At 64.2% G+C, this 12,999-nt stretch carries 10 protein-coding genes; 5 read left to right on the forward strand and 5 right to left on the reverse strand.

The window, feature by feature from the left end:
* Positions 1–304 precede the first annotated feature (304 nt).
* Complete coding sequence (locus KLP40_RS15770) at positions 305–586, forward strand: hypothetical protein (RefSeq protein ID WP_215594805.1); 282 nt, start codon at positions 305–307, stop codon at positions 584–586.
* 84 nt (positions 587–670) lie between these two features.
* Here the strand turns inward: KLP40_RS15770 and KLP40_RS15775 are convergent, their stop codons facing one another.
* Both KLP40_RS15775 and KLP40_RS15780 read right to left on the reverse strand, forming a co-directional pair.
* Positions 671–1,756, reverse strand: a complete 1,086-nt coding sequence (locus KLP40_RS15775) for a DNA polymerase beta superfamily protein (protein ID WP_215594806.1) — start codon at positions 1,754–1,756, stop codon at positions 671–673.
* 108 nt (positions 1,757–1,864) lie between these two features.
* On the reverse strand, positions 1,865–2,638 hold the full coding sequence (locus KLP40_RS15780) for a nucleotidyltransferase domain-containing protein (protein ID WP_215594807.1): 774 nt from the start codon (positions 2,636–2,638) through the stop codon (positions 1,865–1,867).
* Between the two features lie 249 nt (positions 2,639–2,887).
* On the opposite strand from KLP40_RS15780, the gene KLP40_RS15785 reads away from it, so the two are divergent.
* Both KLP40_RS15785 and KLP40_RS15790 read left to right on the forward strand, forming a co-directional pair.
* Entirely contained in the window at positions 2,888–4,345 is a 1,458-nt protein-coding gene (locus tag KLP40_RS15785; protein WP_215594808.1) for an MBL fold metallo-hydrolase, read from the forward strand.
* A gap of 127 nt (positions 4,346–4,472) precedes the next feature.
* The gene (locus tag KLP40_RS15790) at positions 4,473–5,318 is read left to right on the forward strand and encodes a YwqG family protein (RefSeq protein WP_215594809.1); all 846 of its coding nucleotides are present in this window, start codon (positions 4,473–4,475) and stop codon (positions 5,316–5,318) included.
* Positions 5,319–5,390: 72 nt separating this feature from the next.
* Here the strand turns inward: KLP40_RS15790 and KLP40_RS15795 are convergent, their stop codons facing one another.
* Positions 5,391–8,162 carry a polynucleotide kinase-phosphatase gene (locus KLP40_RS15795; protein WP_215594810.1) on the reverse strand — a complete coding sequence of 924 codons (2,772 nt, stop codon included), beginning with the start codon at positions 8,160–8,162 and terminating at the stop codon, positions 5,391–5,393.
* A 72-nt stretch (positions 8,163–8,234) separates the two neighbouring features.
* Between KLP40_RS15795 and KLP40_RS15800 the strand changes: the two genes are divergently transcribed.
* Both KLP40_RS15800 and KLP40_RS15805 read left to right on the forward strand, forming a co-directional pair.
* The gene (locus KLP40_RS15800; protein ID WP_215594811.1) at positions 8,235–8,675 is read left to right on the forward strand and encodes an SMI1/KNR4 family protein; all 441 of its coding nucleotides are present in this window, start codon (positions 8,235–8,237) and stop codon (positions 8,673–8,675) included.
* Between the two features lie 60 nt (positions 8,676–8,735).
* Complete coding sequence (locus KLP40_RS15805; protein WP_215594812.1) at positions 8,736–9,176, forward strand: SMI1/KNR4 family protein; 441 nt, start codon at positions 8,736–8,738, stop codon at positions 9,174–9,176.
* 27 nt (positions 9,177–9,203) lie between these two features.
* Here the strand turns inward: KLP40_RS15805 and KLP40_RS15810 are convergent, their stop codons facing one another.
* Positions 9,204–11,201: an OmpA family protein gene (locus KLP40_RS15810; RefSeq protein ID WP_215594813.1), complete on the reverse strand. Its 1,998-nt coding sequence runs from the start codon at positions 11,199–11,201 to the stop codon at positions 9,204–9,206.
* A gap of 324 nt (positions 11,202–11,525) precedes the next feature.
* Entirely contained in the window at positions 11,526–12,944 is a 1,419-nt protein-coding gene (locus tag KLP40_RS15815; RefSeq protein WP_215594814.1) for a 3' terminal RNA ribose 2'-O-methyltransferase Hen1, read from the reverse strand.
* Positions 12,945–12,999: the final 55 nt, after the last annotated feature.

Consider the following 12,999-nt stretch of genomic DNA (forward strand, 5'->3'; position numbering starts at 1 on the left):
CGGCCAGGTGCTCGGCCAAGTAAGTGCCGGTGTAGTTGACCTGGCTGCTGAGCAGAAACTGGCCATACAATTGAGCGGTGACTTTCATGGGCTTGGTACGCTGAGAAAGCCGTTTGCGTAAGTCCTAGTAGAATTTGCGTCATAGGGCGGGGAGCAAAAGATATTTCCTCCTGCTGATGCGCCCCGGGGGAACTTTCCACAAACCAAGCCCGGATTTTTTTTCGTAGAGTCTTCTTTCTGGCCGAATACTTGCCAGCCGGACCCGTACCTTCGCCCTGCGTTTCGCGGCTTTACCTTTTTCTTTATGACCCGTTTTTTTCTCTTTCTCTGCCTACTGCTGATGGGGCTGGCCGACATTAGTCCGGCCCTGGCCGGGCCCGGGCCGGCCGCCCGCGCCAAAATGCGGGGCAAGGTGTACGTGCACCGCCCCAACTACCGCACCTACAAAGGCCGCAGCCGCAAAGCCCGCATGAAGCGTACCGTACGCTACCGGCAGCGGTGGTTCCAGTTCTGGCGCAAGCGCAAGAAAGACGGCAAGCGCACCCCGCGCCGCTCCCGCAACACGACCATCGGCTCGAACAACTAGCCGTTCCGGAAACCGATAAAAAAGCCTTTCCTGCCGCTACGGCAGGAAAGGCTTTTTCTATTACACCCTTTGCGGGCGGCGTAGCTACTCACCCGCCGCCCGCCCCGCGTACCAGGCCCGCCGCACCTGCACCAGCCGGGCCTCAGCGGCGGCCCGGTCGGGGGTTTCGGGCAGGCCGGAAGCAGCAAAAGCGGCCTCCACGCGGGTTACCAGGGCTTCGGCCTCGGTTACCAGCTGCTCGTACCCGAACTCGCCGCGGCGGATTTGCAGCAGGAACTCCCGGTTGGGACGGCGGACGTGGAGGCGGCCGGTGGTGGCAATTTCCTCGGCCATGCCCAGCAGCCGGAACACGTGCAGCATGTTCTTGGCGTCGTAGTTTTTGCCGTGCTGCACCGTGTTCTGGTACCGCTCGGGGTTGCGCTTCTGCTCCCACTCCTGGTACTCCCGAAACACCCGGCAGTAGGTGCTGTAGCCGTTGCGGTTGAAGCTCAGGTAGGCTACGGGCGCCTCCCCCTTGGGCACGGCCGAGAGCAGCACGTCCTGGGAGGTTTCCGCGTCGCGCAGCAGGCCCCGGTAGCCGTGGCGGCGGCCGGGCGTTTCGTCCACGAACAGGGCGTACAGGTCGTGGAGGTGGTTTACGTTGGCCAGGCCGCACTGGCTGGCCTGTATGCCGCGCCGCGCCAGCCAGGTGGCCACCAGCTGCGCCCCGGCTCCTGCCGTCACGTAGCAGAAATCCAGCACCGATTTGCGCTGGGGCGGCTCGGGGTGGTTGATTTTCTTGTTGAGGCCCCGGGCCTTTTTGATCTGGGCCACGGCGTACTCGGCGAAGCTCTGGCGGCACAGCTGCGAGAGAAAATCTTCCACCTGAAACGCCTCGAACAGTGGGTGCCGCACGCGCACGCAATCCGCGGGCGAGGCCAGCAACTCCAGGGCCGTGGGGTTGCTTTTGAGCAGCAGCTCCACGAAGCGGCGCAGCTCATAGTACACCTCGTCGTTGGTGGCGTTGGCCACCTGGGCCGCGTAGTCGAGGCCGTAGAACTCGGTTTCGGGCAGGATGAACACGCCTTTCAGGTCCACGTCGGAGTGGGGCAGGTCGGTGCCGTAGGCGCGGCTGCCGCTCAGGGCTTCAAACAGGATCAGGCCCCGCTGGCGCAGGTCGTCGATGGTCATAGTAGAACGATTGCAGAGACGCGACCCTTCGCGTTTCGTCGTTGCTGAGGTGATAATGGAGGGGGCCGTTGCCGGTCGTTCTAGCGGGAGACGCGAAGGGTCGCGTCTCTACAATCGTTTATCGCCAGCCAGCCAGGCCCGGAACGCGTCGTCCAGGGCCGGCGTGGGGTTGGGCTGGTGCGGGACGGGCAGGGTGGCGCGGGCGGCCGGGCCGGCTTCGTATTCCTGCTGCAGGTAGGCCACCAGCGCCGCCGGCCGGGGCACGGTGGTTTTCTCGTTGGCGGTGGCTTTCTGGGCGAGCAGCTCATCTACCGTGCTGTTCAGGGCCGCAGGCAGCAGCTCGCGCAGCCGGGCAAACTCCATCGGCGGCACTTCGGTGGGGCGTTGCTGAATCCAGCTAGCGGCCAGGGCCGAGCGCAGGGCGTAGAACAGCCGCTTGAGGCGCACCTGCTCGCTGGTCAGGTCCTCCTCCACCCCGCGCCGCAGCTGGCCCAGGTAGTGGTGCAGGCCGGCCCGGGGGTTCCAGCAGGCGGGCAGCAGCGGCCCCAGCGCCGCCCGAAACCCGGCCGCCTCCCGGTACACCACCGGCGACTGGAGCCACTCAAAAAGGGCCGCGTTGGCGCCGCGCAGCAGCTTCAGGGCCTTACGCAGCTCCCAGCCGCCCAGGTCCAGCTCATCGTCTACGGGGAAGCTGAGCGTGTCGGGGCCGTCTTCGAGGGTCAGGTACCAGTCAGCGGAATGACTGTAGATGAAGCGCACGTCGTAGTCGGAATCGGTTGAGGGGAAACCCCAGGCCCGGCTGCCCGACTCGCAGGCGTACAGGATGCGGATGTTGTGCGTGTCTTCGAGCTGGGTGAGGGCGGTCTGGATGCGGTGCTGCACGGGGAACAGGAAGTAATACGGGTAGCGGCTTACCCGCTAAGGTAGCGTGCTGCGTTGCGTTTTTCCGCCGAATCCCTAAACTGCACCATCAACTATTCTATGTGCCGGTAGCCCTGCTGTGACTGGTGCCCGATACCCGCCTCGAACGCCCCGCCGGGCCCTAGACCGTACTGCCGGCTAGCAGCGAGGCATTTATCCGCTACATTTACCTGCGTCATACCCCGGGTGCTTTCCGGTTATTCACCTACTATGCGCGTTTTCTATTCCCTGCTACTCATCACCTGGGGTTTGCTTCCAAGCGAGGCACAAGCCAAGCCCAAGGACTACCTGCAACAATGCTGGAGCCAGCAGGGCCAACCGCTGGCCACCGGATACCTGACGTTCAGGTACCAGGAAACGGCCAACGAGCTGGAGCACAGCCAGTACCCGTGGCAGCCCACCCGCTACGACAAGCACGGCACCGCCTGGCTTAACGCCGGCAACTTCCTGCGGCAGGATACGCTTACGCAGGACGGCAAAACCTATTCCTCCAAAAGCCAGCTCAGTCCCGAAGAGCTGCTGCTGCTGGACTACGGTGATAAGGAGCTGCTGGCCGTTACGCCCGCCAGGTTTGCCGGCTACGTGCTCACCACCGCCCGCTATTCTCCCGTGCTGCTGCTCCAGTACTTTGTGCAGCACCCGGCTGCCGTAACCAGGTCGGCCGAGCCGGGCCTGGCGGTGTACAGCGCGCCCGTTGCCGACGCCAGGGTCAGGCTCTTCATTCGCCAGGCCGATGGGCTGCTGGACCACGCCACCGTGCTGCAGCCCGATGAGCTGTTTGGCGACGTACTGACTACTTACACCTATCAGAGCTACGCCCGCACCGGCAAAGTCCGGTATCCCACCACCATCGGCATCAGCAAGCTCAACGGCCGGATCCGGGACGACGTGCGCCTGTCGGCGGCAGGGATTGTGCCGGGGGCCTCGCCGGTCCTGAGCCGCCCCGAGGGCTACCAGATGCGGGCTGTTAGCCCATCTATACCGCCGATAGCAGTTCAGACGTACAGCCCGCACCTGCACTTTCTGGAGCTAAAGCACACCGATGACCGGGTGCTGGTGGTGGAATTCAACGACTTTCTGGTGGTGGCCGAAGCCCCGCTTACCAGCGAAAACGGCGAAGCTATTCTGGCCGAAACCCGCCGGCTTGCGCCGGGCAAGCCCGTCCGGTACTTTGTCGCCGGCCACTATCACCCCCACTACCTGGGCGGCCTGCGCCCCTTCGTGCGGCAGGGCGCCACCATACTGTGCGGGCCGGGCACCGCCGACTACGTGCGCACACTCGCCGGCGCCCCGCGCACCCTTCGCCCCGACAGCCTGCACCTGCGCCCGCGCCCGTTGCAGGTGGAAGAAGTGACGAGCAGCAAGACCATCACCGATGGCCGGTTTGAGATGCAGATTCATTTTATCGGGGCCAGCTCCGCGCATACCAACGATTATCTGGTGTACTATTTCCCGAGCGAGAAGCTGCTCTTCGAGGACGACCTGGTGTGGATCAGGCGGGAAGGGCCGCCCCGCAAAGCCAGCGCCCGCCAGGCCGGCCTGTATCAGGCGGTTCGTGCCCTGAACCTGGACGTGCAGACCGTGGTGCAGTCGTGGCCCGTGGCCGACTACGGCGTTAAGACTATCATTCCGTTTTCGGATATTGAGCAGGCCATGCAGGTGAAATAGTGGCGCAGTGGGCAGCCCCCGGCCAGTGAATTCCCCGCTGGGCCAGTCACCGGGCTATTAGTTCAGCTATGTCCATAAAATCAGTTGCACCATCAATCACCGTTTTTATCCCCCATTATCACTACTCATGACCGAAGCCGAATTCGTTGAAGCCCTGACGCAGAACAAGCTGGCGCATCATTGGGATACCCTGCGCACCATTACCCGGCCCACTATCCGGCTGCACCTGGCTCCCGATACCACCGAACTCAGCTCCACCGGCAGCTCTCACACGGGCGGAAGTCCCGATTTACCTCCTCACCACACCTGGCCCACGGAACCGCAAACCGGTAAGCCGCTCTCCTTTATTGCCCAAATCAATCTGCAGGAGGTGGCCCCGTTTGACGAGCAGGGGTTACTACCCAAAACCGGAATACTCTATTTCTTCTACTCTGCTGAGCAGGAAGCCTGGGGCTACGACATCCAGGATGCCGGTATGTTCAGCGTACAGTTCTACCATGGAGATGGTAGCAACCTGCTAAGTGCCTCCTTCCCGGATTCCCTGGCTGAAGATGCCCGTTTCACGCCTTGTGCCCTGGTGCCACAGGCCGAAATCAGCATGTGCTTCGACTCGCCTATCTTCAACAACCTCAGCGAAGATGAACAGGAAACCATCTTCGAAATTTTCAACGAGGGAGGATCAAGCAACAAAATGCTGGGCTACGCGGATACCATTCAAGGAGAAATGGAGCTGGAATGTGAGCTGGTGACCAACGGCCTGTATTGCGGCGACCCTTCCGGCTACCAAGACCCGCGCGCCAAAGACTTGGAATCTAAGGCTGCGGATTGGCGCCTGTTATTGCAGGTTGATAGCAACGAAGAAGAAAACGAAATGATGTGGGGTGATGCTGGGCGGCTATATTTCTGGATCAAGGAGCAGGATTTGCAAGCCCGAGCTTTTGACAAAAGCTGGGTTATCTTACAATGCTATTAGCTTACCAGCAAAAAGCCTGAATTTACAGAAATTCAGGCCTTTTGCTGGAGTTTACTGTCCCTTACAGATTTTCTACAGCCGCGGGTCCACGGCTTCGCTTTCCAGGGCCAGCACGCCGAATACGCACTGGTGCACCTCGCGCAGGGGGGCGCCGGCCACGAACCGCTCGAGGCCTTCCACGCCCAGGGCAAATTCGCGCAGGGCCAGGTTGCGCTTGCTTTTCACGTTTCGCTCGCGCAGGCGCTCCAGGTTGCCGGGCAGCAGGTAGTCGGGGCCGTAGATGATGCGCAGGTACTCGCGGCCGCGGCACTTGAGGGCCGGCTGCACCAGGTGTTTCTGGCCCGCGGGGATGAAGTCGTAGGGCTTCACCACCATGCCTTCGCCCCCGGCGGCGGTCAAGTCCAGCCACCACTGGGTAGCGGCTTCCACATCGGCCAGGTCGCGCAGGTGCACCACGCGGTAGGGCGTGGCCCGCAGCAGGCCTTCATCCTGGAGGCAGACGGCGCGCAGGGTTTCCATGTGCCAGGCGTGGTCCTTGTCAAAGTACGTGCGGCCTTCGGTGGCGAGCAGGTGGAAGGGGGCCAGGCGCAGATCCTCCACGCTGTCCACGGGCCAGCAGTAGCGGCGGTAGGCTTCGGCGTAGTGTCGGGCGGCTTGCTGGCGGGCGCTGGTGCGGGCCAGCAGCGCCTCCACCCCCTCCAGCCCCCGGCCGGCAGCCTGGGTGAGGACGGCCGCCGCTTCGGGCAGGGCCGCGGTGGCGGCGGCGGCCACGGCGGCGTACTGGTTGCGGATCAGCTCCTGGGCCTTGGCCGACCACGGCAGCAGCTCGGCATCGAGGCATACCCAATCAGTGCCGAACCGCTCCCAGAAGCTGCTGGCCGTGAGGGCCGCCTGCAGGCGGGTGAGGAAGGCGGCTTCCAGGGTGGCATCGGTGAAGAAGTTGCGGCCGGTGCGGGTGTACACCTTGCCCGGCCCCTCGCCCACTACTCCGAAGCGGCGGCGGGCGGCGTCCTCACTGCGGGCCAGCACCACCACCACGCGGCTGCCCATGTGCTTTTCCTCGCACACCACCCGCTCCTGCCCTTGGCGGCGGAAGTAGTCGAAGGCTTCGGCGGGGTGCTCCAGCAGGTCGGGCAGGGCCGAGGTTTCGGAGGGGCTCATGGTGGGCGGCAGGTACAGCAGCCACTTGGGGTTGAGGGCAAACCGGCTCATCACCTCCAGCGCCGCCGCCGCGTTTTCCTCCCGCACCGTCACCGACGGCAAGAGCCGCGTCTTGATAATCTGCTTACCCAGCACATCCTGCAAATCCAGCAGGTCGTCGTGGGCTTGTTGGGCGGTTAGCTGAGTTGTTAGTTGTTGGTTGTCAGTTGTCAGTTCATTCTGATTTCCACCCGGGTCTGACAACTGATAACTGGCAACTGGCAACTCGGCCCGCAGGGGCCGGACCGGCTCGCAGTACACCTGCTGGGCGGGCACCGACACCAGCTCCCGCTCGGGATAGCGCAGGGCGGTAAGGCGGCCGCCGAATACGCAGCCCGTATCAATATCAATGGTGTTGTTGAGCCACTCGGGCGCAGGTACGGGCGTGTGGCCGTACACCACCATAGCCCGGCCGCGGTACTCGGCGGCCCAGTTGTAGCGCACCGGCAGGCCAAACTCGTCGATTTCGCCGGTGGTTTCGCCGAACAGCGCGAAGGCGCGCACGGCCCCCGAGCCGCGGCCCTGCATTTCCGCGCGCATGCCCGCGTGGGCCACCACCAGCTTGCCGCCGTCGAGCACGTAGTGGCTCACCAGCCCATCCAGAAACTGCCGCACCTGGCTTTTGAACGTGTCGGACTCCGCGGCCAGCTGCCGCACCGTTTCGGCAAAGCCGTGCTTTTCGTTCACCTGCTTGCCGCCCAGGTAGCGCAGCAGCTTGATGTCGTGGTTGCCGGGCACGCACAGCGCCAGCCCGTCGCGCACCATGCTCATCACCAGCCGCAGCACCTGCGGCGAGGCCGGCCCGCGGTCCACCAGGTCGCCGAGGAAGAGGACCTTACGTATTGCCTCACCCCCCGGCCCCCTCTCCGGAAGAGAGGGGGAGCCATTTCCGGCCACCGTTGAATCGTCAGGCTCCCCCTCTCTTCCGGAGAGGGGGCCGGGGGGTGAGGCCACCCGCGTCAGGCGCACGCCCAGATCCCGCGCATCCAGCACGGGCGTTTCCTCCACGGCGTAGCCCAGCTCCGCGAGCAGCAGCACCAGCTCCTGGTAGCAGCCGTGCACGTCGCCGATGATGTCGAAGGGGCCGGTTTCCTGCTGGCGGTTGCTGTAGAGCGGGTCGCGCTGCACGGTCTGCACGGCGTCCACTTCCTCGGGGCCGCGCAGGTGGTAGATGTGGCGGAAACCCTCCTGCTTGAGGCTCTTGAGGCTGCGGCGCAGCTGCTGGCGCTGGTTCGGGATGACGTGGCGGCCCAGGTGCTGGCGCTCGGCCCGGGCCCGGTTGCGGTCCTCGGCCACGCGGTCGGGCACGTCGAGGACGACGGCGGTGGGCAGCACGTGGTAGTCGCGGGCCAGTTGCACGAGGGTTTTGCGGGCTTCGGGCTGCACGTTGGTGGCGTCCACCACCGTCAGCAGGCCGCGCTTGAGGCGCAGTCCCACCAGGTAGTGCAGCAAAGCAAAGGCCTCTGGCGTGGCCGACTGGTCGTTCTCGTCATTGGCCACCAGCGCCCGGCACTGGTCCGACGACACAATTTCAGTGGGCGCGAACAACCGCCGCGCAAACGTGGATTTACCGGCCCCGGAGGTGCCAATGAGCAAAACCAGGGACAGTTCGGGAAGCCGGAGCGTGGTAGTAGGTTGGGGCATCGGGGGCATGAATAACAGCTAAACAGACAGTCACTTTATATTGGACCATCATTCGCCATAAAGCAGGTTTCTATGATGATTCACGAGTTACTATCGACGCTCAAAGCTAATCTGAACCAAACAGATATTACGCTATATCCCGGTGCGAGTGAGAAGCTCCTGCTCCAGTTTGAACGAGAAATGCAGCTAACTCTTCCCACTGACTTTCGCGAGTTTTACCTGTTTTGCAACGGTTTTGAATCAGCGGAAGATCTGTTTCGGATGATTCCTCTGGAAGAGATACTTGAGCGAAAGCAAGAGTTTACCCACCATCATTTTTACATAGCTGAGTATATGATCTACTGTGACATGTGGGAGGTGGAACTTACAACTCAGTTTGTATATCGAATTCATCATAATGTTACACTGACGGATTCACTAGTAGTCTTCCTCAATCGGTTTCTACAGGGTGGTGTGTTCGGTAATAAAGGCCTCTATCATTGGCCTGAAGAAGTTAAAGCACTCAATTCCTGATTTGCATTGCATCTGTTAGGCAATACAAACACTACCATCGGCCGTTAGCTCCAGTCCTTCATGACTATTCAGCAACTCATAGCAACCCTCAAAGCAGGTCTGGCGCAGACGGATATCACGCTGTACCCACCTGCCAGCGCACACCTGATGCAGCAATTAGAGGCAGCATTGGGGGTAGCCCTTCCTTCTGACTTTCGGGAGTTTTACGCCTTTTGCAACGGGTTTAAATCCGCTGAACTTCTGTTTCATATTACGCCAATTGAGGAGGTTATCCATTTCAAAGACTACCAGCCTCATCAATTCCTGTTTGCCGAGTATGCCGTTTGCGTTGATTTTTGGATAGTGGAAATACTACCGGAAAGTGGTAGCTACCGGATTCTAAGCCAGGAGCCGGATGGAGAAACGGTCTTTCTGACCGATTCGCTGGCCTTATTTATCCACCGATTCTTACAGGGCGGCGTCTTTGGATTGCTTGACTGGGCATCTGAGCTTGCTAACTGATTAGTCACCCACCCCAGTTCACACCTCTCACCTTATCCCCGTCACCCGGAACTCGACGCGGCGGTTGAGGCGGCGGGTGGCTTCCTGGGCGTTGCTGGCCTTGGGCTCGGCCCCGCCCAGACCGATGCCGCTGATGCGCTCGGCCGCCACGCCGTGCCTGACCAGGTAGGCTTTCACGGCCCCCACCCGGCGCTGGCTTAGCTCCACGTTCTTTTCGGGGTCGCCCACGTTGTCGGTGTGGCCGCGCAGCTCAATGATGAGGCCGGGCGACTGGGTGAGCAGAGACACCAGCGAATCGAGGGCGGGAAAGGAGCTGGTCAGCAGCTCGCCCTGGCCCCGGGCAAACTGCACGTTTTCCAGCTCCAGGGTGGCGCCCACGGTCAGGGGGCGCAGCAGGATGTCGTGGGCGTAGGGCTCGGCGGCAGCGGGCAGCACCGTATCGAGGGCTACGTAGCCGGGCAGGCGCAGCTGCAGGGCGTAGGCCTGGCCGGTGCGGGCCGGGAACCGGAACCCGTCGGTGGCCGCGAAGCTGGTATCGGGGCGGGCGGCCGCGCTGGGGCGCAGGCGCAGCTGGGTGCGGGGCAGGGGCCGCAGGGTAGTCGCATCGAGGATGCGGCCCCGCCAGGGCGCCAGGGCGGGCGCCAGCGGAGGAGCTTCCTCGGGGGGTAGCTGGCGGAACAGGTTGCAGCCGGCCAGATCGGTGTACACGCCCCGGCGCACCTTGGCCACCTTCTGCCCATCCAAATCGACCTGATAAATGGCCTTGGGACCGGCCAGAAACAGGCGGCGGTTGCCCAGCTCGTCGTTCTGGAGCAGAATGCCGCTGTAGCCCCCGCGCTCGGGCAGCCCATCCAGAGGCAGGATGTCGGGGGCCGGCTGGCGGGTGTCGAGGTGGATGCGCAGCAGGGAGCCGTCGGTGCTATACACCTCGTAGAGGGTGCGGTCGGCGTCGAAGCAGAAGTTGGCGTGGGTGCCCGCCCCGGCAAAGCCCAGGGCTTTGAAGTAGCTGGCCCGGCGCAGCGGATCGGTACTCCAGACGGTGCTCACGGTGTTTTTGGTGGGGCTCACCCGCACCAGCAGGTTGCCGTCGGTGGTGCTGAAGTACAGGTCGCCCCGGTCGTCGGTGGCCCCCGAAATCCAGACGCCGCCCGAGCCCTGGGCCGGCAGCTGCCAGCGGGTGTACTCGCCCTGGCGGGTGGCCGGGTTGTAGCGGTACACGTACTCGGGCGCGTTGGTGGGCGCCTTCGTGACCGAGTACAGGCAGTTATCGAAGCCCTTGGCCAGGGCGTAGGACTGGAAGGGCAGCACCTGGCGGTGGATGCGGGGCGGGTGGGCGGGGTCGAGACTCGAAAACTCGTGGATCGTGCGGCAGTCGTCCTCCCAGATATCGTCGTGCACGCGCAGGGCGGCAATGCCGTAGAACTTGTCGTCGCAGCCCGCCGGAGCGGGCGGGGCCGTGCGCCGGCTGGGCGGCCCCGGCTCAAGCAGCCGCAGCGACTCGACCAGCTGGCGGCCGGCGGCCCGCAACCGGTCGGCGGGGCCCTCCGGGGAGCGGAATTCGAGGCGGTACTCGTAGCCGTTGCGCCAGAGCCGCCGCCCGATTACCCGCGTGCGGCCCGCCGGGGCGTCGTAGGCGTACTCGTACTGCAGCTGCTGGACGCGGCCGGCCTCGCGCTCGCGCAGGCTCAGTACCCGGGCCCGGGGCAGCGTGCGCACGTACTGCCACACCGAGTCGAGCTGGCCGGCGGCGAGCAGGTTAAGGTCCTTGCGGCTGTCGGGCAGCGGGCGCAGGCGGAAGGTGACAACGGCCGCGGCCGTTTCCCAGGTTTCGCCCTGGTAGAAATCGGTGGTACGCTCGTCGGCGAAGTGCACCAGCCAGCCGGGCGGGTACACCAGCTGGTAGCCCAGGCGGGCATCGGTGTAAGTCTGGCCGGCCGGGCGCTGGGCTGAAACCGGCAACTGACTCAGCATCAGCAGCCAGAACAGCCAGAACTTCCCAAAACCGGAACGCAGACGGTTGGTCATTCCCCAAAAATAGGCAGCCGGACCGGATGTTGCCACTTTATTGGTGCCAAAACCCGGGAATCCCCCCCCCTCGCCCCCCAATTCGGGAAGCCCGCCGGTAACTCCCTGACTACTTTCCCTCCCACTTCCAATAGCCCCAAGCACCTCACTGACCGGGGGTTGTAGGGATGCGGATTCGCGCCTCCCCGTGAACGATACCAGCCCAGGCTTACAAAATCAGGAGCTGGTGCCGTTGCATTCGGATCAGGTGGCCGCGGCTTTCCAGACAAGCAACCCGAACGACAAAACGTGGCTACGCGTCACTACATCAATGCCGCAGCTCCCCTACGCGGGCCGCTCAAATACGGCCATTTGCGAGGGGGCGCCTACTTCGGCCGCTTCCGGGCCCAGGGGCTCCAGGCGCACCCGGTAGCCGTGGCGGGCGGCCACGGCCTCGGACCAGGCCCGGAACTCGGCCCGGGTCCACTCGAAACGGTGGTCGTGGTGGCGGAAGTCGCCGGCCGCGAGGGTTTCGTAGCGCTGGTTGTAGTCGGCATTGGGGGTGGTGACGAGCACGCTGCCGGGCCGGGCGCGGGCAAACACCACCTGCTCGAAGGTGGTCAGCCGGTTTTCGTCGAGGTGCTCGATGACTTCGACTACGGCGGCCGCGTCGTAGCCAGCCAGGCGGGCATCGTGGTAGAGCACCGAGCCCTGGGCCAGCGTGAGCCGCTCGCGCTGGCGCGGGGGCATCTCCGCTAGGTGCAGGCGCTGGGCGGCGCGCTCCAGCTCCCGCCAGCTCACATCCAGGGCCAGCACGTGCTCAATCTGCGGGTTTTGCAGCAGCCGGCGCACCAGCTTGCCTTCGCCGCAGCCCAGATCCAGCACCCGCTTCGCCCCCAGCCGCCGGATTTCCTCGGCCACCCGGTCCAGGCGCTGGTCGTGGAGCTTCTGGCCGGGGGCGGCCGGGTCGGCGGGGGCGGTAGTCAGCTCCGCAGTGGCCCCGGCCGCAGGAGCGGGCTCGTCGGTATCCTTCTCCACGGCCAGCAGCCGCGCCAGCGTGGGGTTCACGTACTCGGCAAAGCGCAGGTAGCGGCGCGTGATGAACTCCCGCTCGGGGTGGCGCGGCAGCCACTCGCCACCGCGCAGCAGCAGCTTCTCGGCCTCGGCCGGCCCGATGTAGTAGTGCTTGTTGTTGTCGAGCACCGGCAGCAGCACGTAGAGGTGCGTCAGCAGGTCGCGCAGGCGCAGGGCCGGATGGCGCAGGTGCAGCGTATAATAGGGGCTCTCGCCCCACTCCGGCCGGGTCGGGTCGAGCGGGTGCGCTTCGGTTTCGATATCGTAGCCCAGCGGCCCGAACAGCCGGTGCAGCTGCCCGGCGTGGGCAGCCGGCACCACGGCCACGGTGGCGGCCAGCGGCAGCAGCTCGTCGGGCAGACCGGGGCGGTCCTGGCAGGTGCCGTTCATGGCCGTGTTGAAGGCCTTGGCCAGGGCCGTGCTCAGAAACGAGGAGGCCACGTAAGGCCGGTCGTTCACGTACTGGGCCAGGGCGAAGTTCTCGGCCGCGCCTTTCTGGCTGCGCACCAGACCCACCGGGTCGATTTCGAGCAGCAGGGCCACCGTGCAGCGCTCCGCCGTGGCTTCGGGGTAGAAGATGTGGGCCTGCCCGGCGGTGAGCTCCAGCGTCTGGAGGCGGGCGGGGTTCTTGTGCAGCAGGTAGCCCAGATCGGTGGCGGGCTGGTGGGTGGTGGTGATAGTAAGGAGCATGGCCGCTAACGGATACAATACACGAAGCGCCAAGATACGCACCCGCCGGCCGCTA

Origin of the sequence: Hymenobacter piscis, from assembly GCF_018760735.1 — a bacterium.
Classification (GTDB): Bacteria; Bacteroidota; Bacteroidia; order Cytophagales; family Hymenobacteraceae; genus Hymenobacter; species Hymenobacter piscis.